The following is a 26,516-nucleotide window of genomic DNA, read 5'->3' on the forward strand; positions in this document are numbered from 1 at the left end:
TGAATGAGAGGCGTAGCCAGGGCCGGCGTCAAGGGTGCCGTGACGTGCGGCTCCTAGAGGCCGAACCGCTCATAGGTTTCGGTGATCATCCGCCGGGTCTCGTCCCAGTCGACCAGGACCATGGCCTCGTCACGGGAGACGAAGCGGGCCTCGGCCGCATCGTCGCCGGCCACCGGCTCGCCGGCGACCCAGCGGGCGGCATAGTCGATCAGGACATAGTGGCGGGTAATCTCGCCGGCCGTACCGTCCGGGCCAGGCCTTGCGGGGAAGATCCCGTCGACGACGTCGATCAGGCCGAGGATCTCGGCCTCGATCCCGGTCTCCTCTTTCAGTTCCCGCAGGGCGGCCGCGACCGTGGTTTCGCCCAGCTCCATCCGGCCACCGGGCAGGCTCCACTGGCCCAGCCTGGGCGGCGTGCCCCGCTTGATCAGCAACACCTGGTCGCCGCGCAGGCAGACGACGCCGACCGTCGGCACGGGCTGGCTCATGGGAATCCGGCCTTCAGGTCGAGGCTCGACTTGACCCCGATACAGGTCCCGCAATCGTCCAGCCAGGTCTGGGCGGCAGTGCGGCCGCGCGCCTTGAGATCCTGCAGAAAACTCCACTCGGTATTGAACTTGGTCGACAGCGACAGGTCCGCCAGGGGCCCGTCAGCGGTGATCGCGTGGACCAGCATCCGGCGATAGCGCCCCTTGGCGGTGTCCTTCAGAAGCCCCTCATCGAGCAGCTTCTGGACGAAGCCGATGGCCCGCAGTTCCGAGGCCAGGGAAGCGTTGAAGGTGATCTCGTTCAGCCGGTCCATGATCTCGCCCGGCGATCTGGGCGTCTCGTCGCGGACAAAGGGGTTGAGGCTGACGATCAGGATGTCGTCGGGCGTGTCGTCATAGAACAGCGGCCACAGGGGCGGATTCGACAGAAAGCCGCCGTCCCAGTAGGGCTCGCCGTCAATCTCGACCGCCTGGAACACCTGCGGCAGGCAGGCGCTGGCCATGATGTGCTTGGCCGTCAGTTCGCCCTCGCGGAAGATCTTGGCCTTGCTGAGCCGCACGGCGGTGGCGGCGATATAGAGCTTGATCGGCGAACGCTCGCGGATCGCCGTGAAGTCCACGGTCTCTTCCAGCACGTCGTGCAGCGGATTGAGATTGAACGGATTGAACTCGTAGGGGCTCAGGCTCATGGCCAGGGTCTCGGCCATGCGCCAGCCGGGGGTATTCTTCAGCCAGTCGGGACCGGCAAAGGCCTTGGTCCAGATGCTGGAATCGCCGAACACGTTCTGGCCGCCGGCCCGGTTCACCCCGCGCCAGAAGGCCTCCAGGGTCTCGCGGGCCTTGCTGCGCCCGCCGTCACCCGGCCCGCCCAGGGCCAGGCCATGGGCCAGGCAAACCGCGTTCATCGCCCCGGCCGAAGCGGCGGTCACCGCCCGGATTTCGAGGTCATCTTCCTCGAGCAGACGGTCGAGAATGCCCCATTCAAAGGCCCCGTGGGCCCCGCCGCCCTGCAGGGCCAGGCTCAGGGGCCGGGGACCGGCAGGCTTTTTCCGAAACGGGCCTATGGGCATGGCCCGCTTCCCCTATTGCGCGGTCCAGCCGCCGTCGATCTGGAACGCCGCGCCATTGGCAGAGGCTCCCGCATCGGAGACCAGATAGAGCAGCATGCCCGAAAGCTGGTCGAAGCTGACGAACTGCTTGGTCGGCTGGCTGGCCAGGATGACGTCACGCATGACCGCCTCCTCGCTGATGCCGCGGGCCTTGGCCTGGTCGGCGATCTGGGCCTCGACCAGCGGGGTCTTCACAAAGCCCGGGCAGATAGCGTTGCAGGTGATGCCGAAGGTGGCGACTTCCAGGGCCACGGTCTTGGTCAGGCCCAGGACACCATGCTTGGCGGCCACATAGGCGGCCTTGAACGGCGAGGCGACCAGGGCGTGGGCCGAGGCGATATTGATGATCCGGCCCCGACCCTGGTCCTTCATGATCGGCACGGCGGCCTTGGTGGCGTGGAAGGCCGAGGTCAGGTTGATGGCGATGATCTGGTCCCACTTGTCGGTGGGAAAGTCCTCGACCGGGGCCACATACTGGATGCCGGCATTGTTGATCAGGATGTCCAGTTCGCCGAATTCGGCCTTGGCGGCCCGCACCATGTCGGCGATCTGATCGGGCTTGGTCATGTCGGCACCGTTGTACAGCACCTCGACGCCATGCTTTTCCGCCAGTTCGGCGCGGGTGCGCTCGATGGCGGTCATCTCGCCCAGCCCGTTGAGGACGATATTGACGCCCTGGGCGGCGAGGGCCTCGGCCAAGGCGTGGCCGATACCGCTGGTCGAGCCGGTGACGATGGCGACCTGACCCTGCAACCCGAAATCAACGGCCATGACGACGCGCTCCCTGCTCTACGCCCTAATCTATGCTGCAATGCAACATACAGCTCGCTTCCGCGAAGGGCGAGCTTTTATAAATTCATCGATAGATGAATTCAGGGTTGTGGGCGAGAAAAAACCCAGTCGGTGTCCGTAGAGAGCGCCGGCCGGAACTGGTAGCCGTCGAGATTGAAGCCCTTCAGGTCCCGCGACTGCTCAAGGCGATTATCGATGATGTAGCGCGCCATTCGTCCGCGCGCCTTCTTGGCGAAGAAGCCCAGCACCTTCAGCAGACCCGCCTTCTCTTCCTTGAAGTGGCAGGTGACGACCGGCAGTTTCAGGGCCTTGGCATCGACGGCCCCGAAATATTCCTGGCTGGCCAGGTTGACCAGGGTCCGGTCGGCATGGCCCTCGGCGGCCGCGTTCAGGGTCTGGGCGATGGTCTCGCCCCAGAAATCATAGAGATTGGACCCGCGCTTGGTCTTCAGGCGGGTGCCCATTTCCAGGCGATAGGGCTGCATCGCGTCCAGCGGACGCAGCACCCCATAGAGGCCCGACAAGATCCGCAGGCGGTCCTGGGCCCAGTCGAGGGACGCCCGGTCGAGCTCGCGGGCCGCCAGGCCGGCATAGACGTCGCCATTGAAGGCGATCACGGCCTGCAGGCCTTCCTCGACCTCGGGATCAAAGGCCTGGAACCGCTCACGGTTCAGGTCGGCCAGCTTTTCGGAGATGTGCATCAGCCGGCGCAGATCGGCGGCGGTCAGCTTGCGCGTCACCTTGGCCAGCTCGCCGATCTTGCCCTTCAGTTCGGGCGTGGTCAGCGGCAGCACCTGTTCGGGCGCGGTGTAGTCCAGCGACTTGGCGGGGGAGATGACCATCAACATACCCGGGGAGATAGAGGGTCCGAAGGGGGTTCGCTAGCGGGAGGTTGGCGATTGGCCCGCACTGGCCCCCTCCTGACCGCTACGCGGTCGTCCTCCCCCGGAGGGGGAAGATGGGGTTGGCGCGTTTCATCTTCCCCCTGCGGGGGAAGACGGCTGCGCAGCAGCCCGTAGGGGGCAAGTCTGGCGGACACAGGCTTTCAACCTCACGCGATCTCTCGCTGAGGTTCTGGAAAGGGTCGCGGAGCGTCCGGACGACGTCCGGATGAGAGATAGAAAATACCGTTTCGACGAAGCCGTCCGCTCCGCGTCACCGTTTTCCGTCCGCCTCCCGCCAGGTGGCCCTGTTGAGGCCTTACCGGAACCCGGATCCCGCCGTTTCCGGCGGGCTCCGGCGGTCGAAGAGGACGGGCTTACAGCCAGACACGCCCTTTTGCCTTCAACCACGCCGACGGCGGGCGGGTCTGGCCAGCAACCAGGTCCCCGGACCGGTCGAGTATCCCCCTCGACCCCAGCCCCGCTCGATCACCCCCCGCCGCCGCAATGGTCGCTGGCCCTGCGCCCTTTCCTCGCGACGAGGTGGGTTGATTATGCGGCCGGTTTGGGCGCGTCGGACGGGCGCGGTGGTTGTTTTTGCAGGGTGCTGATCGGGTTGAGCTTTTCCTTGAAAGCCCCGGGGATTGATTGGTCTCTATCCCCGCACTTGCCCCCTACGGATCGCTTCGCGATCGTCTTCCCCCGAAGGGGGAAGATGGGGTTGGCGCGTTTCATCTTCCCCCCGCAGGGGGGAGGACGACCTGCGCAGCAGGTCAGGAGGGGGCCTGCGGCGTCGGCCGGGAAAACACCGCCGACCGCGTCACCGCGACGGTCCCGGTACAGAGGCAGGCAAGTCACAGACTTTCCACATCGGAAACTTGTCACTTGCCAGACCGGAAAGTCACAGGTAACTTTCCACTATGGAAACCAAAGAGCCTGAGATGTCGCCTCCTGACCCCACTGACCTGCTGGCCGAACTTCGCGCCGCCAATGAAGACCTGGCCCGGCGCGCCGTGGCGCCGGTCTGGTATCATCCGGCTCTGGGCCTGCTGCTCGGCGGCCTGATCGGCCTTCAGGGGGCCTCCCTGCCGTTCATGGGAGCCTATTATGCCCTGTTCAGCATCGCCCTGGTCATGCTGGTCGCGGCCTACAAGAAACACACGGGCCTCTGGGTCAATGGCTACCGCGCCGGTCGCACCCGCGTCGTGGCGATCGGACTGGCGGCGACGTGCACGATGGTGGCGCTGGGTTCGCTCTGGCTGCAACGCACGGCCGGCATGGTCTCGGCTCCCCTGATCGGCGGCGCGATCGTGGCCGTGATCACCACCGTCGGCGGCTTCGTCTGGGAGGCGGCCTTCCGCCGCGACCTGCGCGACGAGAGCGGCCTGTGAGCGCGGGCCTCGACCCCGCCATCCACGCGCCCAACCGCCTGCAGATGTGCTGCATGCTGGCCGCGGTCGACACCATCGACTTCGCCACGGTCCGCGAGGCCCTGGATGTCAGCGAGTCGGTGCTCAGCAAGCACATCAAGACCCTGGAAGAGGCCGGCTATCTGAAGATCCGCAAGACCCCGTCCGACGGCCGGGTTCGAACCTGGCTGTCCCTGACCGGCCCGGGCCGCAAGGCCCTGAAGGGGCACCTGGCGGCGCTACGGGCCCTGATGGCCGGGGCCGAAGGCAGCGTGGCATGACCCCGCAAACCCTCGCTCTCCTCGCCCAGTTCCCCTGGACCCTCGCCATGCTGCTGGCCGCCGCCGTGGTCGCCAGCAGCCGCGGCCTGCCCTATCGCCTGGCCTGGGCCGCCGCCTGTTTCGTCGGGGTCGGTGCCTTCTGGATGGACCTCGGGAGCGGACGCTGGGGTTTCGTGCCGATGGCCGTCAACCTGCTGGGCCCCGGCCACGCTGCGGGCCTGCTCAAGGCCACGATCCCGATCGGGGCGATCGTCGCCCTGACCCTGGCCTGGCGGTCTAGAACAAAACCCGGGGGTTCATGATCCGCTGCGGATCCAGCGCCGAGCGGATCGCCCTCAGAGCGGTCAGTTCGACCGGATCCTTGTAGCCCACCGCCTCGATCGTCTTCATCGCCCCCAGACCGTGCTCGGCGCTGATCGAGCCGTTCAGATCGGCCGTGATGTCGTGGACGATGCTCGCCCCGGCGTCGCGCTGGGCGTCATGGGCGTCGTCATCGCCGCCGGCGGGCTTGATCACGTCATAGTGGACATTGCCGTCACCGACATGGCCGAAGGCGACGATCCGCGTGCCCGGATAGGCCGCAGCGATAGCGGCATTGGCGCGCGCGATGAAGACCGGGATCTTGGAGACCGGCACGCTGACATCGTGTTTCCAGGCCGCGCCTTCCGGCTTCTGGCCGGCCGAGTGCCCCTCGCGGATGTGCCAGAACGCCTTCATCTGGGTCTGGGTCTGGGCCACGGCGGCGTCGCTGATCAGGCCGCGCTCAAGGGCGCTGGTCAGCAGGCGCTCCAGGGCGGCCTCGGCTGCGCCGGGCTCGCCGCTGGCGATCTCGATCAGCACGTACCAGGGATGGATGGACGGCAGCGGGTCGCGCAGACCCGGCACGTTGCGCACGGTCAGCTCGAAACCCAGCCGGCCCATCAGCTCGAAGGCCTCCACGGCCCCGCCGGTCTCGTCCTTGGCCCGCGCCAGAAGCTGGATGGCGTCTTCCGGCGAGCCCAGGCCGACAATGGCCACGGCCCGCGAGGCGAGCAGCGGATGCAGTTTCAGGCTGGCGGCGGTGACCACGCCCAGCGTGCCCTCGGCCCCGATCAGGAGCTGCTTGAGGTCATAGCCGGTATTGTCCTTGCGCAGCCGCTTGAGGCCGTTCCAGATCTCGCCATTGGGCAGTACCGCCTCAAGACCCAGCACCTGCTCGCGCATCATGCCGTAGCGGAGCACGGCCGTGCCGCCGGCATTGGTCGAGACCAGGCCGCCGATCGTGCAGGAGCCCTCCGAGGCCACCCCGACCGTGAAGCGACGCCCGACGCTAGCCGCCCGGGCATGGGCTTCCGACAGGGTCACCCCGGCCTCCAGCACCATGACGTCATCCAGCCCGTCGACATCGCGCACGGCCCGCAGCTTTTCGGTCGACAGCAGGATCTCGCCCTGGGGGATCTGGCCGGCCACCAGACCGGTATTGCCGCCCTGCGGGGTGATCGCCACGCCGTCGGCGGCGCAGATGCCGACCACGGCGGCCACCTCGCCCGTGGTGCGCGGCAACACCAGCAACGGCGTCTCGCCCCGCCAGCGACCGCGCCACTCCAGCAGCTTGGGCTCGAGGCGCTCAGGGTCCTGGCTCCACCCGCCCTCGCCGAGCACGGCTTTCAGGCGGGACAGGGTATCGGCGGGAACGGGCTTGGTCATGGGACAGGAGGATACGCTTTATGAGGCGCCCCTGTCAGTATATACTGAAGTCTATACGGAGACAAACGTGGGCATCCTGATCAAGAATCCCGACGCCGAACGCGCGGTGCGGGAACTGGCGGAACTGACCGGCGAAAGCCTGACCACAGCGGTCGAGATCGCCGTGCGGGAACGGCTGGCGGCCAAGCGGCGCGAGGCCAGGCCGCATCGTCCGCGCAGCGCCGCCGAGATGGACGCGATCACCCGCAAATACCTGACACCTGAAGCTCTGGCGGGCTTGCTGCCGCCCATCACCAAGACCGACTTCGACGACCTCAACGAAATCCCCGGCTACGACGGCTCTGAAACGTGAGGATTGTCGTCGATAGCTCGGTGCTTGTGGCGATCGCCACCTTCGAGGCGGACAGGGCCGTCTACATGCAGGCCATGGAGGCCGCCGCCGAGATCCTGATCTCGCCGATGAACTATGTCGAAGCCGGCATCGTCCTGACGGGGAAAGGTGTGTTCGTGTCGCGGGACAGTTTCGACGCCTGGCTTGCCGACTATCGGGTAATGATCGCGTCCGAGCCCGTCGTCGACGCCGTCGCCCTCGACGCCTATCTTCGCTTCGGCAAGGGCCACCACCCGGCCAGGCTCAATCTCGCCGACTGCTTCGCCTATGCCCTGGCCAAATCGCTGGATGCGCCCCTGCTGTACAAGGGCGACGACTTTCCGCTGACCGACGTGCGTTCGGCGCTGGACGCCTAGCCGACCGCCGGATCGGGGATGCCCCGGATCTTGGCCCAGTATTCCTCGCGCACGTCATCATCGATCACCGCCGGATCGCCCGCGCCCTTGTAGAGCCGGTCGCCGCCGTCCTTGCGGGCCCTGGCGATCCAGAACGGTTGGCCGGTTTCGAGGTCGCGGAAATTGGCCTTCAGGCCCGAATTGCGCAAAGCCTCGAAAGTGCGGCCGGCATAATAGAGGGTCTCACCGGTCTTCGACGACCGCACCCGCCCGATCCGCGCCGGGCCGTTCAGCCCCTTCGACTTGTCCTCAAGGTACATGATCCGGAACTTCATCGGTCTATCCTATGAACCCGGCGGCGCGGCGCAGACGGTCATTGATCGCCTCGCCCAGGCCCTGATCGGGAATGGCGGCCACGGCGATGCCCACCGGACGGGTCCGGTCGGCGGCTCGGAGATAAGAGAACAGCTTGGCCGCGGCCTCGGCGAGATCGCCGGTCGGGCTGAGATTGAACACGCCCTCCCCGTCCGGCCACGGACCGAAGGCCAGGAAGGCCTCGCCCATCTGCGGCCCGACGGCGTCGATCCGCACCGGGGCATCGGGGGCATAGTGCAGGGCCATGCGGCCGGGTGAGCGCCTGGCGTCGTCTGCGGCCTCCGCCAGGGGCCCGACCACGGCCTCGAGCTGGGCCCGGGTCACGGCCCCGGGGCGCAGCAGGCGCGGCGGGCCGTCGAGCACGGCGACGACGGTGGATTCCAGGCCGACCTCGCAGGGCCCGCCATCGAGGGTGACCGTGCAGGCCTCGCCGGTCTCGGAGACGGCGTCGGCATGGGTGGTCGGACTGGGCCGGCCCGAGCGATTGGCTGAGGGGGCCACCACCGCTCCGCCGAACGCCGCCAGCACGGCACGGGCCAGGGGATGTCCCGGCAGGCGGATGGCCACGGTGTCGAGCCCCGCCCGGGCGAGGTCGCAGACCGCCTCTGTGTCCCGGATCGGCGCGACCAGGGTCAGGGGGCCGGGCCAGAAGGCCTGGGCCAGGGCCAGGGCGCGGTCATCCAGCACGGCGATACGGGCGGCCGTCTCCAGGTCGGCGACATGGGCGATCAGCGGATTGAAGCGCGGTCGGCCCTTGGCCGCGAAGATCGCCGCCACGGCGGTCGGGTTGGCGGCATCGGCACCCAGGCCATAGACGGTCTCAGTCGGCAGCAGCACCAGCTCACCGGCCGCGAGGGCGCGCGCGGCCCCCTCTATCGCCGCTTGAGGGCCTATTTCCGCTTGGCCGTCAGGGCGAAGCTGACCTTCACCTTCGCCGCGATCTGATCCGTACTCGCCCATTCACCCTGTCCGACCCCGAACGTCGTCCGGTCGAGGGTGGTTACACCGCGCGCCGTGGCCGTGTCGCCGTCGATCTTGAGGCTGAACGGCAGGCTGAGTGGCTTCTTGACGCCGCGCAGGTCCAGAGTCCCGTCGGCGACGAACCGGCCCTCGCCGGTCTTGCGGAACTTGCTGGCGCTGAACACCGCCTTGGGATGGGCGGCCGTGGCGAAGAAATCCTCGCCGGGCAGGCTGGCGTCGCGCTGGTCATCGCCGGTCTTGGCCGAGGCCATGTCGATGCTGACCGTCAGCTTCGAGCGGTCCAGGGCCTCAGGCGAGAACAGGATGTCGGCGCTCCAGCGGGTGAAGCTGCCCTCCAGGGCTTCGCCGGACCAGGAGGCCGTAAAGCCCAGGGTCGAACCCTTGCTCACGGTCCAGGCGACGGGATCCTTCAGGATCGGGGCCGGGGCTGTTGCCGGGACGGCGACAGCAGTGTCCGGCGCTGTCGCCACCGGCGCGGCCGGGACGAGGGCGGGAACCGGCGCGGGCTCTGCGGCCACGGCCGGCTTGGCGGCAGGCTTCGCGCTGGGCATGTAGAGATAGCCGGCGGCGATCACCGCCGCGAGACCGGCGGCGGCCAGCCAGGCGCGCGGCTCCTTCAGGCCCGGCATGGCCCCCGGTGCCATGTTGCCGAACACCCCGTCCTTATCGAGCACCTGGTGCTTGGCCACCGCGCCCAGGTGCAGGAGCAGCAGCAGATAGGTGAGCTTGACCATCACCTCGTGGCCGATCAGGCCGATCTGGTGCCAGACATGCTTCGCCGCCGGCGCCAGGTCGGGGATCAGCGGCAGATGCGGCCAGGGAATGGTCCCGAACAGCAGGGTCGGGATATTGGTCTTGCTGGCCGAGACCAGGATCCATCCCGTCAGCGGCAGGCCGATCATGATCACGTAGAAGCCGATATGCACGACGTGCGACGCGGTCTTTTCCCAGTTCGGCTGACCCTCGGGTGCGGGCGGCGGCGGATTGGACAGCCGCCAGCCCAGCCGCGCCAGGCTGAGCAGCAGGATGGTGATGCCGATCGACTTGTGCAGCTGGAAGAGGGCGAAGGTCGTCGGTCCCTTGGGACCGTCCCCCGCCCTCCAGCCGAGAATGATCTGGAAGATGATGGCCGCGGCGATCAGCCAGTGAAGAACGATCGCCACCGTGGTGTAGCGCGTGCGTGTCGCGGCCATCAGGGTCTCCAGATCCGAATTGACGGTCTTACTTCTTGTTGAACTCGACTTCGATGTTCAGCGTCACGTCGTCGCCGACCAGCGGAACATACTTGGAAACGCCGAATTCCGAACGCTTGATCGTGGTCGAGGCCGAGAAGCCGGTCTTGACGCTGCCAGGCATGAAGCCGCCGCCGACACCGTTGAAGGTGACGTCCAGCACCACCGGCTTGGTGACGCCGTGGAAGGTCAGGTCGCCGGTGACCTTGCCCGTCTGGCCGTTGCCCACATCGACCTTGGTCGAGACGAAGGTGATGGTCGGATATTTGGCGGTTTCCAGCCAGCCGTCGCCGGCCAGTTCCTTGTTGAACTTCAGACCGAAGGCGTCGGCACCGGTCGAGGTGTCGATCGAGGCCGGGTCGACCGTGACATTGATCTTCGAGGCTTCCGGGGCCTTGGGATCATAGGTGAAGCTGGCATCGAGGCGGGTGAAGCGCAGGGTGTAGTTGGAAAAGCCCATGTGCTTGAGCTTGGCGGTCAGCACGGCATGGGTCTTGTCGAGGCTGTATTCGCCGGCCGGCAGATCAGCGGGCTTGGTCGAGGTCACGCCCGGAGCGGCCATGGCGGCGGGGGCCGAAAGCAGGGCGGCGGCGAGCGCGGCATAGGCGAAGGGACGGATCATCGGTTAGATCTCCAAACTGTCATCGAAGCGGTTACGGTTAGGCCTAGGTAGGAACCCCTTGGGCGCGAAAAAGGGCCGAGGGATCACGAAGTCGTGAGGCGAGGACATGACTCGCCGCCGACTTGGCGCTACGGCGTCACGCGCCTAAACAGAACACCGATCCTCCGGAGCCCTGCCCCCATGACTTTCCGAGCGCCCGTTCGCGACATCGCCTTCTCCCTGCGGCACGCGGCCGGCTTCGAGCGCCTGGCCGGAGCCTTTCCGGACGCGGATTCCGACACGGTCGAGGCGGTGCTTGAAGGGGCCGGGGCCCTGGCCGGCGACATCCTGGCCCCCCTGAACCGCCAGGGCGACCTGGTTGGGGCGACCCTGGAAAACGGCGTGGTCCGCGCCGCACCGGGCTTTGGCCAGGCCTATCGTCAGTTCGCCGAAGGCGGCTGGAACAGCCTGGCGGCCGATCCCGACCATGGCGGCCAGGGCCTGCCCAAGAGCCTGGAAATCGGCGTCTTCGAGATGGTCCATGCCGCCAACATGGCCTTCGGCCTGTGCCCGATGCTGACCCTGGGAGCCATCGAGGCCCTGGCCCATCACGGCTCCGACCACCAGAAGGCCCTCTACCTGCCCCGCCTGGTCTCGGGCGAGTGGACCGGCACCATGAACCTGACCGAACCGCAGTCGGGCTCGGACCTCGGCACGATCACCACCCTGGCCACGCCGGACGGAGACGGCGGCTGGTCGATCACCGGCCAGAAGATCTACATCACCTGGGGCGATCACGACGTCGCCGACAATATCGTCCATCTGGTCCTGGCCCGCACGCCCGATGCCCCGCCCGGCGTCAAGGGCATCTCCCTGTTCCTGGCCCCGAAGGTCCTGGTCGAGGCTGACGGCACTCTGGGCGCGGCCAATGCCCTGCGGGCCGGCGGGCTGGAGCACAAGCTGGGCATTCACGGCTCGCCCACCTGCGTGATGCTGTTCGAGGGCGCGAAGGCCGAGCTGGTCGGCCAGCTGGGCTCGGGCCTGGCCCACATGTTCACGATGATGAACGCCGCCCGCCTGCAGGTCGGCACCCAGGGCGTGGCCATTGCCGAGCGCGCCTATCAGCAGGCCCTCGCCTTCTCGCTGGAGCGCCGCCAGGGCCGTTCGGCCTGGACCGGCGAGGCCTCGGCCCGGCTGTTCGACCATCCGGACGTGCGCCGGACCCTGATGCTGATGAAGGCCAGGATCGAGGCCGCCCGTGGCATCTGCCTGTCGACCGCCGTCGCCGCCGACCTGGCCAGCCATGGCGCGACCGAGGCCGACCGCTCTGCCGCCCGCCTGCGCGAGGAACTCCTGACCCCCATCGCCAAGGCCTGGTCGACCGACATCGGGGTCGAGGTCGCATCCCAGGGGGTCCAGATCCACGGCGGCATGGGATTCATCGAGGAAACCGGCGCGGCCCAGCACTATCGCGACGCCCGGATCGCCCCGATCTATGAGGGCACCAACGGCATCCAGGCCATCGACCTGGTCGGCCGCAAGCTGGGCCTCGGCGAGGGCCAGGCGATCGGCGACCTGATGGACGACATGCGCGACACGATCGACGCCCTCAATGCAGCGGGCGATCCGGCCTTCGGCACCCTGGCCAGACGCCTGGAGACCGCCCTGGACGCCGCCAGCACCGCCACGGCCTGGCTGATCGAGCGTCGGGCGCGGGCCATGCCTGACGCCCTGTCAGGGGCCACGGCCTATCTGAAACTGCTGGGCGATGTGGTCGGCGGCTGGATGCTGGCCAAGGGGGCCCTGGCCGCTTCGGCCGCGATCGCGGCGGGCGAGGGCGATGCCGGCTGGCTGGGAACCAAACTGGCCCTGGCGCGGATCTATGCCGAAACGGTCCTGGCCCAGGTCCCGGGCCAGGCTGCGGGTGTCACCCTGGGCGCGGCGGATCTGGCCGCGACGACGCCGGAGATGCTGGGGGCGTAGGCGAAGACTGGCCCCCTCCGCGCCTGCGGCGCTCCTCCCCCGTAGGGGGAAGATGATCCCGTCTTCCCCCTGCGGGGGAGGACGGCTGCGCAGCAGCCAGGAGGGGGCGAGTGGCTAAAAAATTAGAGCTGACCCAGCATGTAGTCGGCCGACGAGACCTTGAACTCTCCGCCTTCCTCGACGTTCAGCGCGGTGACCACGCCGTCCTTGGCGATTAGGGAATAGCGCTGCGAGCGCGAGCCCATGCCGAACTTGGAGCCGTCGAAGTCGAGGCCCACGGCGCGGGTGAAGTCGCCATTGCCGTCAGCCAGCAGCAGCACTTCGCCGTCGATGCCCTGGTCCTTGCCCCAGGCCTTCATCACGAACAGGTCGTTGACCGAGACGCAGGCGATGGTGTCGACGCCCTTGGCCTTGAACTCGGCGGCGTGCTCCTTGAAGCCCGGCAGGTGCTTGGCCGAACAGGTCGGGGTAAAGGCGCCGGGAACGGCAAACAGGGCGACGGTCTTGCCCTTGAACAGGTCATCGGTGGTGACCGGTGCAGGCCCTTCGGCCGTGCTGGTCATGAAAGTCGCCGCGGGAAGCGTGTCGCCAACCTTGATCGTCATGGGTCTGGTCCTGTCCTTTTGGGGGTGGGAATTCGAATATAGGTCGGAAGACAACGCGCCAAGCCAAAGGTTCGACTTGAAACCGTCGCGTTCTGTCACGATCCTGAGGCCATGAACCGCGACACCCCTGACGAGGCGGACTTCCTGACCGGCCGGCTGCTGGTGGCCATGCCGGGCATTGAGGATGAGCGCTTCGAGCGCGCGGTCCTCTATATGTGCGCCCATGACGAAGACCAGGCGATGGCCATTACCGTCAATCGCCCGGTCGAGGGCCTGACGGTGTTTGAACTGCTCGACAAGCTGGGGGTCCGGTCCGAGATCAGGACTCCGGGCCATCTCGTCCTGATGGGCGGGCCGGTGGAGCTGGAGCGGGGCTTTGTCCTGCACACCGACGATTTCAACTCGCCCGATTCGACCCTGGCCCTGCACGACGGCCTGGCCCTGACCGCCACCCGCGACGTCCTCGACGCCCTGGGCAGCCATGAGCGCCAGCCGCGCCGGGCGATCCTGGCCCTGGGCTATGCCGGCTGGGGCCCCGGCCAGCTGGAGCAGGAGGTGCGCGACAATATCTGGCTGGTCTGCGACGCCGACGAGGAGTTGCTGTTCGACGACGACCACGCCCACAAATGGACGCGGGCCCTGGCCAAGCTGGGGATCTCGGCCGATCACCTGTCGAGCCAGGCGGGTAGAGCTTAGGGGGTCTGTCGACTTGCCCCCACCGGGTCGCTTCGCGACCGTCCGCCCCCGTAGGGGGCGGATGACCTCATCTTCCCCCTACGGGGGAGGAGGGCCGAAGGCCCGGAGGGGGCCAGTAGTCGCCGATCAGCCCCGCGCCTTCACCGGCGCCGCGCCATCGACATAGGCCTCATTGAGATAGACCTCGGCTTCCTGCGGCGACAGGGCCGGGGCATAGCCGAAGCCCTGGCCGTAGTCGCAGCCCAACGCCTGCAGGGCGGCGGCCATTTCAGCGTTCTCGACGCCTTCGGCCACCACTTCCAGATCGAGGTCCTGGCCCAGCTTGACCACCGAGCGGACGATCTTGGCCGAGCCGGGATTGCCGCCCATGGTGCGGACGAAATAGCGGTCGATCTTCAGGGTGTCGAACGGCAGGCGCGTCAGATATTGCAGCGACGAGAAGCCGGTGCCGAAGTCATCCAGGGCCAGGCCGGCGCCGGCGTCGCGCAGGGTCTTGAGGATCACGGCAGCCCGTTCCGGATCGCGCATGATGTCGCTTTCGGTGACCTCGAGCTTCAGGGCCCCGCGCGGCAGGTTGTTGGTCTTCAGCACCTGGGCCACGTCATGGACCAGGCCGGGACGGTCGATCTCGCCAGTCGACAGGTTGACGCTGACGGTCAGGGCCCCGACGGCCGGATGGCTGCGACGCCAGGCGGCCAGCTGCGCGCCGGCGGTGCGCATCATGTGCTCGCCCAGCTCGCTCATCAGGCCCATTTCCTCGATCAGCGGGAGGAACTCGTCGGGCGGCAGCATGCCCCGGCGCGGGTGCAGCCAGCGGGCCAGGGCTTCGAAGCCCGACAGGGCCCCGGTCGACAGGCGTACGACCGGCTGGAAATAGGGGGTGATCTCGCCGCGGGCTATGGCTCCGCGCAGATCGGCCTCGAGCGCCAGACGCGACAGGCCGTCGGTTTCCATCGACCGGCCATAGGCGGCGGCCCCGCCGCGACCGGCGGCCGAGGCGGCCTCGACGGCCAGTTCGGCGCGACGCAGAAGCTCGGTCGCCTCGGGCGCATCCTCGCCGCCCTCGGCATTGACGGCCCCGATCGACAGGGTCGGATGGATATCAAAGCCGGCGACCCGCAGCGGCTGTTCCAGGGCATTGCGCAGCAGCTCGGCGGGCTCGAAGCCCCGCGGCTCGCACAGCACGGCAAACTCGTCCTCGCCGATCCGGCCCAGGATCGAGCCGGTTGGAAAGGCGGCGGCCAGGCGCGAGCCGAGGGCGGCCAGCACCAGATCGGCGCGTTCGTGGCCCAGGGCCTCGTTCAGGCGGCGCAGGCGATCGACATCGGCGACCACCAGTTCATGCACACCCTCATGGCGCAGACGTTCGCGGGCGCGGGCGATGAAGCTGCGCCGATCCAGCAGGCCGGTCAGGTCACAGCGGCCCGAGGCGGCGAATTTCACTTCGGGAGCGACGACGCCGGCGGCGCGGACCCCCTCCTCCAGCCAGACGCCCCGCCAGATGCAGGTCTCGGACCCGCGCAGGCGCAGACGGGCCATGACTTCCGAGCCCGGCTCGCGGACCTTCAGCACGTCCTCGGCCTGGGCGCGATCCTGCGGCAGGGCCAGGGCGCGGAAGGCGGCGGAGGAGCATTCCGGGGCCAGGGGGCCGAGGCCCAGGGCGCGGGCCGCGCCATTGATCCTCAGGCGGTCGGCCTCGGGCTCCCAGACCCACAGGGCAACATCGGCCGCGCCCAACGCTTCCAGCGTGGCGGTCGTGTCCCAGATCCTGCGGTCCGTAGCCCGAAACGACATACTCGATCCCAACGCCACACCGGCGCTTCTGCACGGACCGTGCGCTAGGATCGCGCGACCAGTCCGAACAGACGATGATCTCGCCACTCGCCGTTAATTTTCAAATAAGCCGGGGCGTAACCTTCTTCGGAAAAACCGCATTTGAGCAGAAGAGCGGCCGAAGGGGTGTTTTCCGGCATGCAGGCGGCCTCGAGGCGATGAAGGCCCAGGCCGTCGAAGGCAAAGCGAATGACGGCGGAAACCGCGTCGCTCATATGGCCCTGACGGACATAGGGCTGGCCCAGCCAGTAGCCGATCGTGCCGCTCAGCGAGACCCCCCGCCGGACGTGAAACAGCCTCACGGCCCCGATCAGGGCGTCGTCGCTCTTGCGGAACACGAAGAAGGGCCAGGCCTCGCCGGTCTCCAGCTCACGGGCATAGGCCCCGAGGCGGGCGCGGAAGGCCCGCCGCCCCAGGTCGTCCTCCGGCCAGGTCGGCTCCCAGGGCTCCAGGAAGCTGCGCGAACCTCGCCGCAGGTCCGCCCAGTCCCGATAGTCCGAAAGGCGCGGGGGACGCAGATAGACGCCCCTGCCCTGGAGCTTCAGGCCAGGCCGGCTGCGAAACAGCTGCAGTAGGGTCGGCACAGGCACTCCAGCAGACTCCGGGCGGGGCGAAGGGGCGATCAGGCCGCCGCGAACAGGGCCGCCTCGAAGGCGGGACCGGCCTTAAGCGCCGACTTGGCCCCGAGTATGGCCGTGGCGCAACGGCGTGAGCCCAGCAGGCGCTCGCCCAGGCGCACGATGTCGGCCGGGGTCACGGCGTCGACCTCATGGGCCAGCTCGGCCGGCGGATAGAGACGGTCAAACAGCAGCACCTGGCCGGCGGCCTGCTCGGCCCGAGACAGGGGCTGCTCGCGGGCCATGAACATGTGCGCCTTGAGCTGGGCCTTGGCCCGGGCCAGTTCGGCCGGCTCGATGTGGCGGGCCAGGGCGACCAGTTGCTCGGCACAGACTTTTGCGGTCTCGACCGCATCCTTGGCCGCGCAGCCGGCATAGATGCCCAGGGCCCCGTGGTCGGCATAGGTGTCGGAATAGGCGTCGATGTTGTAGGCCAGACCGCGTTTCTCGCGGGCTTCCTGGAACAGGCGCGAGGACATCCCGCCGCCCAGGCACTCGGCAAAGATCCGCAGGGCGAAATAGTCCTGCTCCCGCGCGCCGCAGGCCGGCAGCATGAACACCAGATGCGATTGTTCGAGCTTGCGCACCTCGCCGGCATGGCCGCCGATGAAGGGCGCAGCGACGGGTTCGGCCAGGCACTCGCCGACGGGCACGCCGCCAAAGGCGCGCTCGGCGGCGGCCATCAGCTGGGCCTCGTCCACCGCACCGGTGGCGCTGATCACCAGCCGGTCGGGGGCATAGAGCGCGCCCCGCCAGTCGGACAGGGCGGCATTGGTGGCGGCATTGACCGTCTCGACCGAGCCGAGGATCGGCCGGCCCACCGGATGCTCGCCCCAGGCGGCGGTCTGGATCAGGTCAAAGACATAGTCGTCGGGCGCATCGGCGGCCTCGGCGATCTCCTGGGCCACCACCTGCTTCTCGCGGACCAGATCGGCCTCGTCGAGGGTGGGGCGCAGCAGCAGGTCGGCGATGACGTCCATGCCCAGGTCCAGTCCACCCTTCAGGGCCCGGACCTGGAAGCTGGTGCGCTCATAGCCGGTGGCGGCATTGATCGAGCCGCCCTGGCTTTCGATGACCTCGACGATGTCGCGCGAGCTGCGCGAACCGGCCCCCTTGAAGACCATGTGCTCCAGCAGGTGGGCCCAGCCCGACCGGGCCGGATCCTCATTGGCCGCGCCGCGCCCGGCGACCACGGTCAAGGCCAGGGTTTCGAGGCCCGGCATCGGGTCGCAGACAACCCGGACGCCGTTGGGGAGGGTGTGGAGGGATGCGGAGGTGTTCATGAAGCCTCCGGCGATACGCGGGACCGGGCGGGGGGTCAACGTCTCGCCAATGCTACCTAGACAAGCAGGCAGACGACGTTAGCGTCCTGGTGCTGTTCGGGGAGCGGTAATGCGGGGTTCGTTGATAGCGATTCTGGCGGTGGCTGGCCTCACCGCTGCCTGCGCCGGACCTGAAAGTGTTGCTCGTCGCGACGCCCGTGCAGCCATCGCGCGAGGCGACTATCGCATGAAGCCGCCCGAGAGGATGAAAGATGCTGAGAGCCGACGCTACGGCATGGCCTTCAACGCGATCATCCTGACCGAGCAGCCCTTCATCGCGCCCGCGAATGATCTCGAAGAAGCCATGGTCGCCCTCGCGCGTGAACCTTCAAAAGAGACCGAACGCGCCTTCGAGATCGCCCTACTATCATCCAAGGTCTATTTGCCGACCACTAGGGAAGGCGTTGCAGAGACGAAGGCTGACCCAACAAAAGTGACCTTCTTGAGATTGCCGATCGAAACGGGACGCCCCAATGCCATGGTCGTCTACACCAGCCAGGCTCGTCTTCGTCAAAGCCTGCACAACGAAAGTGAATGGCCCTGGCTATCACTCTCCGGCCGTCAGGCGCTCGCGACGGGCGCGGGTCATCCGATTGTGGTCAACTACGGCCTGCGTCCGCCCGTCTACATCGAGCCTGAACAGATCGCGCGCCTGCTCGCGCAGAACCCAGCCCAATAGGGCAAAGCGCTAGCCCTGGGCCGCGAAGGTGCGAACGAAGGCCTTTACCGTCTCGCCGCTGGCCGGCAGGCGCTCGAAACGTTCGGGCTTCTGCGACAGGTCCGGCGTGGCCCGCGGCGTGGCCGGGGTCAGGCCGCAGGCGGCGGCCACGGCCTCGGGGAACTTGGCCGGATGGGCGGTCGACAGCACCACCACCGGGATGGTCGGGTCGTCCAGCTGGACGCGGGCCGCTGCCGCCACGCCCACGGCGGTATGAGGATCGATGACCTCGCCGGTCTCGTTCAAAGTCGAGAGCATGGTCTTGGCGGTGTCGGCCTCGCTGACCGCCGCGCCACGGAACAGCTCGCGCATCAGGGCAAAGGCGCTGGGCGGGATGTCGATCAGGCCACTGTCGCCAAATCCGCGGAAGGCGCGGCCGGTCTCGACCCCGTCACGACGCACCGCTTCGAAATAGAGGCGCTCGAAATTGGAGGCGACCTGGATATCCATGGCCGGGCTCTGGGTGGCGGCCACCGCGCCCCGGGCATAACGGCCCTCCTCGAAGGTTCGGGCCAGGATGTCGTTGGAATTGGTGGCGCAGGTGATCTGGGCTATCGGCAAACCGAGCTTGCTGGCCACGAAGGCGGCATAGGCGTCGCCGAAATTGCCGGTCGGCACCACAAAGGCCACGGGCCGCTCCGGTCCGCCCAGGGCCACGGCGGCGGTGAAATAATAGACGCTCTGGGCCGCGATCCGCGCCCAGTTGATCGAGTTGACGCCCGACAGGTCGACCGCGTGGCGGAACTGGTCATCCTGGAAGGCCTGTTTGACGATGGCCTGGCAATCGTCGAACGAGCCAAGGATCGAGACGCAGGCCACGTTGTCGTCGGTGGCCGTGGTCATGAACCGGCGCTGGACCTCGCTGATCCGGCCCTCGGGGAACAGGGCAACGATGCGGGCGTTCTTGCGACCCCGGAAGGCCTCGACGGCCGCGCCGCCGGTGTCACCCGAGGTGGCGCAGATGATGGTCATCTTGCGCGACTGGCGCTCCAGCACATAGTCGTACAGCCGCCCCAAGAGCTGCATCGCAACATCTTTGAAAGCCAGGGTCGGACCGTGGAACAGCTCCAGCAGGAAGCGGTTGGGGCCCAGCTGCTTCAGGGGCGTAACGGCGCTGTGGGCAAAGGTGGCATAGGCCTCCTCGCACATGTCGGCGAGGGTCTCGGCGGGGATGTCATTGCCGACGAACTTGCCCATCACGGCCGCGGCGACCTTGGCATAGGGTTGGCCGGCAAAGGCGGCGATCTCGGCCTTGGTGAAGCTCGGCCACTCTGACGGGACATAGAGGCCGCCGTCCGGGGCCAGGCCCGCCAGCACGGCATCGAGGAATCCGATCGGCGCGGCCTCGCCGCGGGTCGAAACGTAGCGCATCAGGGTCTCAGTCTCCGCCAGAGCATGGCGGCATAGATAAAGAGCAGGGTTACGGCAAGACCGAACCACGTCAGGGCGTATTCGAGGTGCCGATTGGAAATTTCTGCCGGAAGCGGGGCCGGGACAATGTCAGCAGGAGCCGGGGTTTCGCGCTCGGCCATCAGGGCCAGGGGGGCCGGCTTCTGACCGGCTAGGCCGGTCACGGCCCGGGCCCGATCGCCGCCCAGCTGGGCCAGGGGGATCAGGATGCCCGTTACCTGGCCAGGCTCGCCGAAACGGCGCTCCGGGGCCTTGACCTGGCCGGTCAGGGCGGGGACGACGCCGCGGTCGATCAGGATCAGGTCATAGGGCCCGCCCGTCAGGCCGCAGAGGGCCTGGGCCCGCCAGACCATGTCGCCATCGCGGACGCCATAGGCCAGGGGCAAGGCCGGCAGGGCCAGGGGGCGGCAGTCGACCTGGACCCGCGTCCAGGCCACATTGCCGCCGCCGGCCGCTTCGGCCAGGACGGGTCCGATCGGGGTCGGCGAGGCCGTCTTCAGGGTCTCGATCCGCGCCAGCAGGTCTTCCTTCCAGGCCATGCGCTGGATCTGCCAGCCGCCGAGGCCGCAGAGAATGACAAAGCTGATCGCAACAGCGATCGTCAGGCCGAACGGAAAGCCGGCCTTCTTCGCAGCGGCAGGGACCTCAGACATCGCGACGGCCCGCTTCAGAGGCCTTGTTGGCGACCTGGGCGGCGACCATCAGGCCCTTGGCCGGTCGCATCAGGCCCAGGCTGAGGCCCAGGGTCACCGGCAGCCAGACGAGCAACAGCAGCCAGATCGGCCAGTGCCAGGCGAACATCGAAAACAGCGCCCCGAAGGCCCCGACACCGCCGCCAATCAGGATGATGAAGGTCGAGGCCCCGTCGCCGGTCTCGTGGCGGCCCAGCTCGAAACCGCAGGCCTCGCAGGCCGGGGCGATCTTCAGGAAGCCCTCGAACAGAAAGCCCTCGCCGCATTTGGGACAGTGCCCGGTCGCGCCGGCGAGATAGGGGTTCACTTGGGCCATGCGGCCTCCCGGAAATGAAAAAGGCCCGGAACACCGTCTGGCGTTCCGGGCCCCCTCGAAGCGTGTGACCTAGTGCGCCGAGGCGCCGAAGATCACGTAGATGAAGGCAAACAGGAAAAGCCAGACCACGTCGACGAAGTGCCAGTACCAGGCGGCGGCTTCGAAGCCGAAGTGCTGCTTGGGCGTGAAGGCACCGTTCATCAGGCGGATCAGGCAGACCAGCAGGAACAGGGTGCCGACGAACACGTGGAAACCGTGGAAGCCCGTGGCCAGGAAGAAGGTGGAGCCGTACAGGCCCGAGTTCACGGCCGCTTCCGAATAGAACAGCTGCTCGTGGTTGATGTGGGCATATTCATAGACCTGGATGGCCGTGAACAGGGCCCCCAGCAGAATGGTCAGGATCAGGCCCCACTTGGCTCCCTTGCGGTCGCCGACCTGCAGGGCGTGGTGGGCCCAGGTGACGGTCGTGCCCGACAGCAGCAGGGTCAGGGTGTTGATCAGCGGCAGGTGCCAGGGCGAGACGGTCTCGACACCGGCGGGCGGCCAGGCGGCCCAGGCGGTGCGGACTTCCTCGATGGACGAGAGGGTGCGGTGCTCATGGAAGAGCGCCATCTCGAAGAACATCCAGAACCAGGCGACGAAGAACATCACTTCCGAAGCGATGAACAGGATCATGCCGTAGCGGAGGCCGATCGAGACGACCGGGGTGTGATCGCCGGCCTTGGCTTCCTTGGCGACATCCGACCACCAGCCGAAGAAGGTGTAGAGGATGCCGGCAAAGCCTGCGGCGAAGATCGCCCAGTTGCCCTTTTCGATGCCGAGCACGCCGCCCTTGAGCCAGCCGATCAGGCCGAGAGCCATGACGGTGGCGGCGACCGAGCCCACGAGGGGCCACGGGCTGGGTGGCAGGATGTGGTAGTCGTGTTTGACGGCGCCGTGGGCCATGGTGGTGCTAACCCTTATATCCCTCTGGTCGCGATGGCCGGTCCCCCCGCCCTCGCGCGTCTTGATGAAACGCTATAGCCCCCTAGACGGCGCGCCGCCAAGGGGTTGCACGATGCGCGGCGTCGTCGAAGCCGTCTGTTTTTGCTTCGGATCGTCGAGAACCGCCGGGAAGAAGGTGTAGGACAGCGTGATCTCGCCCTTGCCCTTGGTCTCCGGATCGTCCGCATATTGGGGATCGACGAAGTAAACGACCGGGAATTCGACCGTCTGGCCGGCCGCAATCGTCTGATTGCTAAAGCAAAAACACTCCAGCTTCTGGAAATAGGGCCCGGCCTGTTCGGGGACCACATTGTAGATGGCCCGGCCGGTCATCGGCTGGTCGCTGTTATTGGTGACCTTGAAGAAGGCTAGGCCCGTGTCGCCGATCCGGACCTGCTGGCTGACCTGCTCGGTCGAAAAGGTCCAGGGCAGTTCGCGGATGTTGGAATCGAATCGGATGGTGACCTTGCGATCGAGGATGCGAGTCGGGGCCAGATCCGCCTTGCGGACCGTGCCGTCAAAGCCGGTCAATTGGCAAAACAGCTTGTAGAGCGGCACCGAGGCATAGGCCGCGCCGACCATGCCGAAAAAGGCCGCTGCGCACAGCAGGCCGACACGGGCATTGCGCCGGGCCGTGAGGTCCTTGACCGACTTGAGCGCCCTGGCGGGGGCCGGGGTCTGGCCGGAATCAGAAGGGACGGTTTGCGACATTGGCACCAAGCTTCACGACAGTGACAACAAAAACCAGAATGACAAAGGCCAGCAATCCCAGGCCCAGAGCGATATTGCGCCCTTTTCGGGCCCGCGCGGCATCGTCCTCGACAAGCTTGTTCATCGCAGAAGCTCCAATGCTTTGACGCCCAAGACCGCCTCACCCAGCAGGGCGGCGAACAGGGCGAACAGATACAGGATCGAAAAGGCGAACAGGTTGCGGGCCGCCTTCGCACCGGCGGCCTTCATGTCTTCGGTCACCTCGTAGAGGTCGCGGTCGGCGGCGCGCGGATCTGCCGCATCGCCGGCCTTGCTCAGGAACACGCGGACAGCCAGCAGCAGGAACACCGCGCCGCCCAGGCCGGCGACCGCCAGATAAAGCGGCCCGCCCAGGCCGGTCAGGACCGGCGAGAGGCAGATCGGGATCAGGATCAGGCTGTAGATCAGGATCTGCAGGCGGGTGGCCTTGGCACCCTTGACCACCGGCAGCATCGGCACACCGGCCTTCGCATAGTCGGTGGTGATGTACAGCGACAGGGCCCAGAAGTGGGGCGGGGTCCAGAAGAAGATGATGGCGACCATCAGCCAGGCATTGAGCGGGGCCGAGCCGGTTGCGGCCGCCCAGCCGATGGCGGGGGGCAGAGCCCCGGCCAGGCCGCCGATGACGATGTTCTGCGGCGTCCAGCGCTTGAGCCACATGGTGTAGACCACGGCATAGAAGACGATGGTGAAGGCCAGCAGGCCGGCGGCCAGCCAGTTGACCGCCATGCCCAGCAGCATGACCGACAGCAGGCTCAGGACCACGCCCAGGGCCGCGGCATCGTCGCCGCGCACCTTGCCCGAGGGTACGGGGCGGCCGCGGGTGCGGCGCATCAGCCTGTCGATGTCGGCGTCGAACCACATGTTCAGGGCCCCGGAGGCCCCGGCACCTACGGCGATGCACAGCACCGCTACGGCGGCCAGAACCGGATGCACGGGCGCGCGCGCCGCCAGCAGGCCGGTCAGGCCCGTAAAGACCACCAGCGACATGACGCGGGGCTTCAGCAGCTGGAAGAAATCCTGCCAGCGCGCCGCGGCCGGGGCCGTGGGCGTCTGGTCGGTTTCTGGAGTCAGGGCGGCGGTTTTGGGCATCGGCGTCTGTTTATAGCGGTCTTTATGGGCGAAGGGCGCGGCCCGGACCCTTAAGTGGTCCAGACCGCGCCCCCGCGTTTCAGTCTGTCGTCAGGTCGGCGATCAGTGGTGATCGTCTTCCTTGATCACCGGCGGCTCGCTGAACTGGTGGAACGGCGGCGGTGAGGACAGGGTCCATTCCAGGGTGGTGGCACCTTCGCCCCACGGATTGTCCTCGGCCTTGCGGCGACGGACAGCGGCCTCGATCAGGATGATCAGGAAGACCACCACGCCAACGACCGTGATCAGGTAGCCGACGGTCGAGACATAGTTCCACTTCGCGAAGGCGTCCGGATAGTCGACATAGCGACGCGGCATGCCCTGCAGGCCCAGGAAGTGCTGCGGGAAGAAGATCAGGTTGACGCCGACGAACATGATCCAGAACTGCACGCAGCCCAGGAACTCGTTGTACTTCACGCCCCACATCTTCTCGAACCAGTAGAAGAAGCCGGCGAAGATGGCGAACACCGCGCCCAGCGACAGCACGTAATGGAAGTGGGCGACGACGTAATAGGTGTCATGCAGGCTGTAATCGATGCCGGCATTGGACAGGACGACGCCGGTGACGCCGCCGACCGTGAACAGGAAGATGAAGCCGATCGCCCACAGCATGGGCGTCTTGAAGCTGATCGACCCGCCCCACATCGTGGCGATCCAGGAGAAGATCTTCACGCCGGTCGGAACGGCGATGATCATCGTGGCGGCCACGAAATAGGCACGCAGATTGATGCTCATGCCGACAGTGTACATGTGGTGCGCCCACACGACGAAGCCGACGAAGCCGATGGCGACCATGGCATAGGCCATCGCCAGATAACCAAAGACCGGCTTCTTGGAGAAGGTCGAGACGATGTGGCTGATGATGCCGAAGCCTGGCAGGATCAGGATGTACACTTCCGGGTGACCGAAGAACCAGAACAGGTGCTGGAACATGACGGGGTCGCCGCCGGCGGCCGGATCGAAGAAGTGGGTGCCGAAGTTACGGTCGGTCAGCAGCATGGTGATGGCGCCGGCCAGAACGGGCAGCGACAGCAGCAGCAGGAAGGCGGTGATCAGCACCGACCAGGCGAACAGCGGCATGCGGTGCAGGGTCATGCCCGGCGCGCGCATGTTGAAGATGGTGGTGATGAAGTTGATCGCGCCGAGGATCGACGAGGCACCGGCCAGGTGGAGCGACAGGATCGCCAGGTCCATGGCCGGACCCTTGTGACCGATGGTCGACAGCGGCGGATAGATGGTCCAGCCACCCCCGAAGCCGTGGCCCGGACCGCCGTCGACGAACATCGAGACGCAGAGCAGGACCCAGGCAGCGATCAGCAGCCAGAACGAGATGTTGTTCATCCGCGGGAAGGCCATGTCCGGCGCGCCGATCATGATCGGAACGAACCAGTTGCCGAATCCGCCGATCATCGCCGGCATGACCATGAAGAAGATCATGATCAGCGCGTGGGCGGTGACCACGGCGTTATAGCCGTGCTTGCCCTTGAACAGACCCATCTGGGCCAGGACGCCGGTGTCGGAGAACACCTGGATGCCCGGCTCCATCAGCTCCCAGCGGATCAGGCCCGACAGGGCCCCGCCCACCAGGCCCGCCATGATGGCGAACAGGATGTAGAGGGTGCCGATGTCCTTGTGGTTCGTCGAGAAGAACCAGCGCTGGAAGAAGGGCGGCTTGTCGTCGGCGCCGTGGGCGTCGTCGTGGTGGGTGTCAGCGGCGTGAGCCATCGGACTAATCCTGCAATCGTATCTTAAACCGCCGGCGCGGCGGGAGCCGCGGCCGGGGCGGTGGCGGGAGCGGCGGCCGGGGTCGCGACAGCGGCAGCCGGAGCGGCGGCGTCAGCGACGGGGGCGGCCGCCGGCGGAGCGGTCTTGGACTGCACCCAGGCGTCGAACTCGGCCTGGGTCACGACCTTGATCTCGATGGGCATGAAGGCGTGGTCGACGCCGCACAGCTCCGAGCACTGGCCGTAGAAGACGCCGGTCCTCTCGGCCTTGAACCAGGTTTCGTTCAGGCGGCCGGGAATGGCGTCGGTCTTCAGGCCGAAGGCCGGCAGGGCGAAGGCGTGGATCACGTCGGCACCGGTGACCTGGACGCGGACCACCTGATTGACCGGCACGACCAGGGCGTTGTCGGCCGCCAGGCGATAGGGCACGCCCTTGGCCTTGGAATCGGCTTCCGAGAGGCCGACCGAGATGATTTCGCTGATCTTCTGGTCGGGATACTCATAACCCCAGTACCACTGATAGCCGGTGGCCTTTACGGTCATGTACGGCTTGGGCATGTCGTTATAGGCGAACAGCAGCCGGAACGAGAAGATCGCGATCACCATCAGGATGATCACCGGAACGACCGTCCAGATGATCTCGATGGTGGTGTTGTGGCTGAACTTGGCCGGGACCGGGTTGGCCTTCTTGTTATAGCGGATCGCGATCCAGATGATCAGCGCCAGCACAAACAAGGTGATGACCGTGATGATCGGCATCAGGATCACATTGTGGAACCAGATCGCATCGTGCTTGAGCGACGAGGCGGCCGGCTGGAGGTCGATCGCCCCCGGCGTCGGCTGGCCCATCAGATCGTCAGCAAGGGCTTGCCCCGCGAACATCATCGTGGCGGCGAGGGCGCCAGCGCCCGTCAAAATCCGCCGAATCCCCTGAAATTGCGCCTTCATATTCCTCACGGCCCGTTTCAGCGGCGACCTGCCGTCGATCATTTGACCTTGATCAACGTCACGCCGCGCCGACATGCACATTACAGTCAGGCTCGCGGTATCGCGCAATCGACTCGATAGAGAGAGTCGCGGTCGCGCCCGCCCAACTGACCATTCTGTTGGCTGCATACGCGCATCGCCAGCGGTTGCCAAGCGCCTCAAACCCCCGCCAAACCCGTCGGCACAA

At 67.1% G+C, this 26,516-nt stretch carries 30 protein-coding genes; 8 read left to right on the forward strand and 22 right to left on the reverse strand.

All coding sequences use genetic code 11. From position 1 onward, the window contains the following. Positions 1 to 53: 53 nt before the first annotated feature. The 4 genes from ACW17U_RS15525 to yaaA form a co-directional block, all read right to left on the reverse strand. A complete protein-coding gene (locus ACW17U_RS15525) occupies positions 54 to 488 on the reverse strand; it encodes an NUDIX hydrolase (RefSeq protein ID WP_062143205.1) in 435 nt (144 codons plus the stop codon). Continuing rightward, positions 485 to 1,558 carry a patatin-like phospholipase family protein gene (locus ACW17U_RS15530; RefSeq protein ID WP_492053616.1) on the reverse strand — a complete coding sequence of 358 codons (1,074 nt, stop codon included), beginning with the start codon at positions 1,556 to 1,558 and terminating at the stop codon, positions 485 to 487. The genes ACW17U_RS15525 and ACW17U_RS15530 overlap by 4 nt, the downstream gene beginning before the upstream one ends. A gap of 12 nt (positions 1,559 to 1,570) precedes the next feature. Beyond that, positions 1,571 to 2,368, reverse strand: coding sequence for a 3-hydroxybutyrate dehydrogenase (locus ACW17U_RS15535; protein ID WP_062143198.1), 798 nt, complete (start codon positions 2,366 to 2,368; stop codon positions 1,571 to 1,573). Positions 2,369 to 2,469: 101 nt separating this feature from the next. Beyond that, on the reverse strand, positions 2,470 to 3,237 hold the full coding sequence (gene yaaA / locus ACW17U_RS15540) for a peroxide stress protein YaaA (RefSeq protein ID WP_492053619.1): 768 nt from the start codon (positions 3,235 to 3,237) through the stop codon (positions 2,470 to 2,472). Positions 3,238 to 4,211: 974 nt separating this feature from the next. Between yaaA and ACW17U_RS15545 the strand changes: the two genes are divergently transcribed. The 3 genes from ACW17U_RS15545 to ACW17U_RS15555 are packed head-to-tail and all read left to right on the forward strand — an operon-like array spanning position 4,212 to position 5,262. Then, entirely contained in the window at positions 4,212 to 4,661 is a 450-nt protein-coding gene (locus ACW17U_RS15545; protein ID WP_492053620.1) for a hypothetical protein, read from the forward strand. Further along, positions 4,658 to 4,960 (forward strand): transcriptional regulator, encoded by a 303-nt coding sequence (locus tag ACW17U_RS15550; protein WP_492053622.1) that lies wholly within the window; start codon positions 4,658 to 4,660, stop codon positions 4,958 to 4,960. Before ACW17U_RS15545 ends, ACW17U_RS15550 begins: the two co-directional genes overlap by 4 nt. Continuing rightward, positions 4,957 to 5,262: a hypothetical protein gene (locus tag ACW17U_RS15555; RefSeq protein ID WP_492053624.1), complete on the forward strand. Its 306-nt coding sequence runs from the start codon at positions 4,957 to 4,959 to the stop codon at positions 5,260 to 5,262. Before ACW17U_RS15550 ends, ACW17U_RS15555 begins: the two co-directional genes overlap by 4 nt. Here ACW17U_RS15555 and ACW17U_RS15560 read toward each other — a convergent pair. Beyond that, positions 5,237 to 6,646, reverse strand: a complete 1,410-nt coding sequence (locus ACW17U_RS15560; RefSeq protein ID WP_492053626.1) for an FAD-binding oxidoreductase — start codon at positions 6,644 to 6,646, stop codon at positions 5,237 to 5,239. The two genes, ACW17U_RS15555 and ACW17U_RS15560, sit on opposite strands and share 26 nt — an antisense overlap. Before the next feature lie 67 nt (positions 6,647 to 6,713). Here ACW17U_RS15560 and ACW17U_RS15565 point away from each other — a divergent pair, with 67 nt between their 5' ends. Continuing rightward, the gene (locus tag ACW17U_RS15565) at positions 6,714 to 6,998 is read left to right on the forward strand and encodes a type II toxin-antitoxin system VapB family antitoxin (protein ID WP_166504110.1); all 285 of its coding nucleotides are present in this window, start codon (positions 6,714 to 6,716) and stop codon (positions 6,996 to 6,998) included. Beyond that, positions 6,995 to 7,393, forward strand: coding sequence for a type II toxin-antitoxin system VapC family toxin (locus ACW17U_RS15570; protein WP_492053627.1), 399 nt, complete (start codon positions 6,995 to 6,997; stop codon positions 7,391 to 7,393). Before ACW17U_RS15565 ends, ACW17U_RS15570 begins: the two co-directional genes overlap by 4 nt. Here ACW17U_RS15570 and ACW17U_RS15575 read toward each other — a convergent pair. The 4 genes from ACW17U_RS15575 to ACW17U_RS15590 are packed head-to-tail and all read right to left on the reverse strand — an operon-like array spanning position 7,390 to position 10,582. Then, positions 7,390 to 7,707, reverse strand: a complete 318-nt coding sequence (locus ACW17U_RS15575) for a 1-deoxy-D-xylulose-5-phosphate synthase (protein WP_492053629.1) — start codon at positions 7,705 to 7,707, stop codon at positions 7,390 to 7,392. The two genes, ACW17U_RS15570 and ACW17U_RS15575, sit on opposite strands and share 4 nt — an antisense overlap. A gap of 4 nt (positions 7,708 to 7,711) precedes the next feature. Beyond that, a complete protein-coding gene (locus ACW17U_RS15580; protein ID WP_492053630.1) occupies positions 7,712 to 8,707 on the reverse strand; it encodes an L-threonylcarbamoyladenylate synthase in 996 nt (331 codons plus the stop codon). Then, entirely contained in the window at positions 8,638 to 9,921 is a 1,284-nt protein-coding gene (locus ACW17U_RS15585; protein WP_492053632.1) for a YceI family protein, read from the reverse strand. Before ACW17U_RS15585 ends, ACW17U_RS15580 begins: the two co-directional genes overlap by 70 nt. A 28-nt stretch (positions 9,922 to 9,949) precedes the next feature. Then, positions 9,950 to 10,582, reverse strand: a complete 633-nt coding sequence (locus ACW17U_RS15590; RefSeq protein ID WP_492053634.1) for a YceI family protein — start codon at positions 10,580 to 10,582, stop codon at positions 9,950 to 9,952. A gap of 180 nt (positions 10,583 to 10,762) precedes the next feature. Here ACW17U_RS15590 and ACW17U_RS15595 point away from each other — a divergent pair, with 180 nt between their 5' ends. Further along, positions 10,763 to 12,544 (forward strand): acyl-CoA dehydrogenase family protein, encoded by a 1,782-nt coding sequence (locus ACW17U_RS15595; protein WP_492053636.1) that lies wholly within the window; start codon positions 10,763 to 10,765, stop codon positions 12,542 to 12,544. Positions 12,545 to 12,666: 122 nt separating this feature from the next. On the opposite strand, the gene ACW17U_RS15600 is transcribed toward ACW17U_RS15595, so the two are convergent. Beyond that, on the reverse strand, positions 12,667 to 13,149 hold the full coding sequence (locus tag ACW17U_RS15600) for a peroxiredoxin (RefSeq protein ID WP_062143161.1): 483 nt from the start codon (positions 13,147 to 13,149) through the stop codon (positions 12,667 to 12,669). Between the two features lie 111 nt (positions 13,150 to 13,260). On the opposite strand from ACW17U_RS15600, the gene ACW17U_RS15605 reads away from it, so the two are divergent. Then, on the forward strand, positions 13,261 to 13,845 hold the full coding sequence (locus tag ACW17U_RS15605; protein WP_062143158.1) for a YqgE/AlgH family protein: 585 nt from the start codon (positions 13,261 to 13,263) through the stop codon (positions 13,843 to 13,845). Positions 13,846 to 13,971: 126 nt separating this feature from the next. On the opposite strand, the gene ACW17U_RS15610 is transcribed toward ACW17U_RS15605, so the two are convergent. Genes ACW17U_RS15610 through ACW17U_RS15620 form a run of 3 tightly spaced genes read right to left on the reverse strand, consistent with a single transcriptional unit; the run spans position 13,972 to position 17,578 of the window. Further along, positions 13,972 to 15,639: a putative bifunctional diguanylate cyclase/phosphodiesterase gene (locus ACW17U_RS15610; protein WP_492053639.1), complete on the reverse strand. Its 1,668-nt coding sequence runs from the start codon at positions 15,637 to 15,639 to the stop codon at positions 13,972 to 13,974. 44 nt (positions 15,640 to 15,683) lie between these two features. Continuing rightward, complete coding sequence (locus ACW17U_RS15615; RefSeq protein WP_492053640.1) at positions 15,684 to 16,262, reverse strand: GNAT family N-acetyltransferase; 579 nt, start codon at positions 16,260 to 16,262, stop codon at positions 15,684 to 15,686. 38 nt (positions 16,263 to 16,300) lie between these two features. Then, complete coding sequence (locus tag ACW17U_RS15620) at positions 16,301 to 17,578, reverse strand: M16 family metallopeptidase (protein ID WP_492053642.1); 1,278 nt, start codon at positions 17,576 to 17,578, stop codon at positions 16,301 to 16,303. Positions 17,579 to 17,687: 109 nt separating this feature from the next. On the opposite strand from ACW17U_RS15620, the gene ACW17U_RS15625 reads away from it, so the two are divergent. Beyond that, entirely contained in the window at positions 17,688 to 18,296 is a 609-nt protein-coding gene (locus ACW17U_RS15625; RefSeq protein ID WP_492053644.1) for an SseB family protein, read from the forward strand. Between the two features lie 9 nt (positions 18,297 to 18,305). Here ACW17U_RS15625 and thrC read toward each other — a convergent pair whose 3' ends face one another. From thrC to coxB, 9 genes are all read right to left on the reverse strand, one after another. Then, a complete protein-coding gene (gene thrC / locus ACW17U_RS15630; protein ID WP_492053646.1) occupies positions 18,306 to 19,706 on the reverse strand; it encodes a threonine synthase in 1,401 nt (466 codons plus the stop codon). Further along, complete coding sequence (locus tag ACW17U_RS15635) at positions 19,706 to 20,398, reverse strand: SURF1 family protein (RefSeq protein ID WP_492053648.1); 693 nt, start codon at positions 20,396 to 20,398, stop codon at positions 19,706 to 19,708. The genes thrC and ACW17U_RS15635 overlap by 1 nt, the downstream gene beginning before the upstream one ends. Beyond that, positions 20,391 to 20,753: a DUF983 domain-containing protein gene (locus tag ACW17U_RS15640; protein ID WP_492053649.1), complete on the reverse strand. Its 363-nt coding sequence runs from the start codon at positions 20,751 to 20,753 to the stop codon at positions 20,391 to 20,393. Before ACW17U_RS15640 ends, ACW17U_RS15635 begins: the two co-directional genes overlap by 8 nt. A 69-nt stretch (positions 20,754 to 20,822) precedes the next feature. Beyond that, positions 20,823 to 21,698 (reverse strand): cytochrome c oxidase subunit 3, encoded by an 876-nt coding sequence (locus ACW17U_RS15645; protein WP_062143137.1) that lies wholly within the window; start codon positions 21,696 to 21,698, stop codon positions 20,823 to 20,825. Positions 21,699 to 21,770: 72 nt separating this feature from the next. Then, positions 21,771 to 22,448, reverse strand: a complete 678-nt coding sequence (locus ACW17U_RS15650; RefSeq protein ID WP_492053651.1) for a cytochrome c oxidase assembly protein — start codon at positions 22,446 to 22,448, stop codon at positions 21,771 to 21,773. Continuing rightward, the gene (locus tag ACW17U_RS15655; protein ID WP_166504109.1) at positions 22,426 to 22,572 is read right to left on the reverse strand and encodes a cytochrome c oxidase system small membrane protein; all 147 of its coding nucleotides are present in this window, start codon (positions 22,570 to 22,572) and stop codon (positions 22,426 to 22,428) included. The genes ACW17U_RS15650 and ACW17U_RS15655 overlap by 23 nt, the downstream gene beginning before the upstream one ends. Further along, positions 22,569 to 23,579 carry a heme o synthase gene (gene cyoE, locus ACW17U_RS15660; protein WP_062143132.1) on the reverse strand — a complete coding sequence of 337 codons (1,011 nt, stop codon included), beginning with the start codon at positions 23,577 to 23,579 and terminating at the stop codon, positions 22,569 to 22,571. The genes ACW17U_RS15655 and cyoE overlap by 4 nt, the downstream gene beginning before the upstream one ends. Before the next feature lie 102 nt (positions 23,580 to 23,681). Further along, on the reverse strand, positions 23,682 to 25,343 hold the full coding sequence (ctaD, locus tag ACW17U_RS15665) for a cytochrome c oxidase subunit I (RefSeq protein ID WP_492053654.1): 1,662 nt from the start codon (positions 25,341 to 25,343) through the stop codon (positions 23,682 to 23,684). A gap of 23 nt (positions 25,344 to 25,366) precedes the next feature. Continuing rightward, positions 25,367 to 26,290 (reverse strand): cytochrome c oxidase subunit II, encoded by a 924-nt coding sequence (gene coxB / locus ACW17U_RS15670; RefSeq protein ID WP_062151142.1) that lies wholly within the window; start codon positions 26,288 to 26,290, stop codon positions 25,367 to 25,369. Positions 26,291 to 26,516: the final 226 nt, after the last annotated feature.

The sequence above is a fragment of the Caulobacter sp. AVps16 genome, assembly GCF_058681455.1.

Excerpts from the sequence above, each read along its gene's own strand:
- ACW17U_RS15525 (WP_062143205.1), bottom strand. The coding sequence starts at position 488 with ATGAGCCAGCCCGTGCCGACGGTCGGCGTCGTCTGCCTGCGCGGCGAC.
- ACW17U_RS15530 (WP_492053616.1), bottom strand. The coding sequence starts at position 1,558 with ATGCCCATAGGCCCGTTTCGGAAAAAGCCTGCCGGTCCCCGGCCCCTG.
- ACW17U_RS15535 (WP_062143198.1), bottom strand. The coding sequence starts at position 2,368 with ATGGCCGTTGATTTCGGGTTGCAGGGTCAGGTCGCCATCGTCACCGGC.
- yaaA (WP_492053619.1), bottom strand. The coding sequence starts at position 3,237 with ATGTTGATGGTCATCTCCCCCGCCAAGTCGCTGGACTACACCGCGCCC.
- ACW17U_RS15545 (WP_492053620.1), top strand. The coding sequence starts at position 4,212 with ATGTCGCCTCCTGACCCCACTGACCTGCTGGCCGAACTTCGCGCCGCC.
- ACW17U_RS15555 (WP_492053624.1), top strand. The coding sequence starts at position 4,957 with ATGACCCCGCAAACCCTCGCTCTCCTCGCCCAGTTCCCCTGGACCCTC.
- ACW17U_RS15560 (WP_492053626.1), bottom strand. The coding sequence starts at position 6,646 with ATGACCAAGCCCGTTCCCGCCGATACCCTGTCCCGCCTGAAAGCCGTG.
- ACW17U_RS15575 (WP_492053629.1), bottom strand. The coding sequence starts at position 7,707 with ATGAAGTTCCGGATCATGTACCTTGAGGACAAGTCGAAGGGGCTGAAC.
- ACW17U_RS15580 (WP_492053630.1), bottom strand. The coding sequence starts at position 8,707 with ATGGGCGAGTACGGATCAGATCGCGGCGAAGGTGAAGGTCAGCTTCGC.
- ACW17U_RS15585 (WP_492053632.1), bottom strand. The coding sequence starts at position 9,921 with ATGGCCGCGACACGCACGCGCTACACCACGGTGGCGATCGTTCTTCAC.
- ACW17U_RS15590 (WP_492053634.1), bottom strand. The coding sequence starts at position 10,582 with ATGATCCGTCCCTTCGCCTATGCCGCGCTCGCCGCCGCCCTGCTTTCG.
- ACW17U_RS15595 (WP_492053636.1), top strand. The coding sequence starts at position 10,763 with ATGACTTTCCGAGCGCCCGTTCGCGACATCGCCTTCTCCCTGCGGCAC.
- ACW17U_RS15600 (WP_062143161.1), bottom strand. The coding sequence starts at position 13,149 with ATGACGATCAAGGTTGGCGACACGCTTCCCGCGGCGACTTTCATGACC.
- ACW17U_RS15605 (WP_062143158.1), top strand. The coding sequence starts at position 13,261 with ATGAACCGCGACACCCCTGACGAGGCGGACTTCCTGACCGGCCGGCTG.
- ACW17U_RS15610 (WP_492053639.1), bottom strand. The coding sequence starts at position 15,639 with ATGTCGTTTCGGGCTACGGACCGCAGGATCTGGGACACGACCGCCACG.
- ACW17U_RS15620 (WP_492053642.1), bottom strand. The coding sequence starts at position 17,578 with ATGAACACCTCCGCATCCCTCCACACCCTCCCCAACGGCGTCCGGGTT.
- ACW17U_RS15625 (WP_492053644.1), top strand. The coding sequence starts at position 17,688 with ATGCGGGGTTCGTTGATAGCGATTCTGGCGGTGGCTGGCCTCACCGCT.
- thrC (WP_492053646.1), bottom strand. The coding sequence starts at position 19,706 with ATGCGCTACGTTTCGACCCGCGGCGAGGCCGCGCCGATCGGATTCCTC.
- ACW17U_RS15635 (WP_492053648.1), bottom strand. The coding sequence starts at position 20,398 with ATGTCTGAGGTCCCTGCCGCTGCGAAGAAGGCCGGCTTTCCGTTCGGC.
- ACW17U_RS15640 (WP_492053649.1), bottom strand. The coding sequence starts at position 20,753 with ATGGCCCAAGTGAACCCCTATCTCGCCGGCGCGACCGGGCACTGTCCC.
- ACW17U_RS15645 (WP_062143137.1), bottom strand. The coding sequence starts at position 21,698 with ATGGCCCACGGCGCCGTCAAACACGACTACCACATCCTGCCACCCAGC.
- ACW17U_RS15650 (WP_492053651.1), bottom strand. The coding sequence starts at position 22,448 with ATGTCGCAAACCGTCCCTTCTGATTCCGGCCAGACCCCGGCCCCCGCC.
- ACW17U_RS15655 (WP_166504109.1), bottom strand. The coding sequence starts at position 22,572 with ATGAACAAGCTTGTCGAGGACGATGCCGCGCGGGCCCGAAAAGGGCGC.
- cyoE (WP_062143132.1), bottom strand. The coding sequence starts at position 23,579 with ATGCCCAAAACCGCCGCCCTGACTCCAGAAACCGACCAGACGCCCACG.
- ctaD (WP_492053654.1), bottom strand. The coding sequence starts at position 25,343 with ATGGCTCACGCCGCTGACACCCACCACGACGACGCCCACGGCGCCGAC.
- coxB (WP_062151142.1), bottom strand. The coding sequence starts at position 26,290 with ATGAAGGCGCAATTTCAGGGGATTCGGCGGATTTTGACGGGCGCTGGC.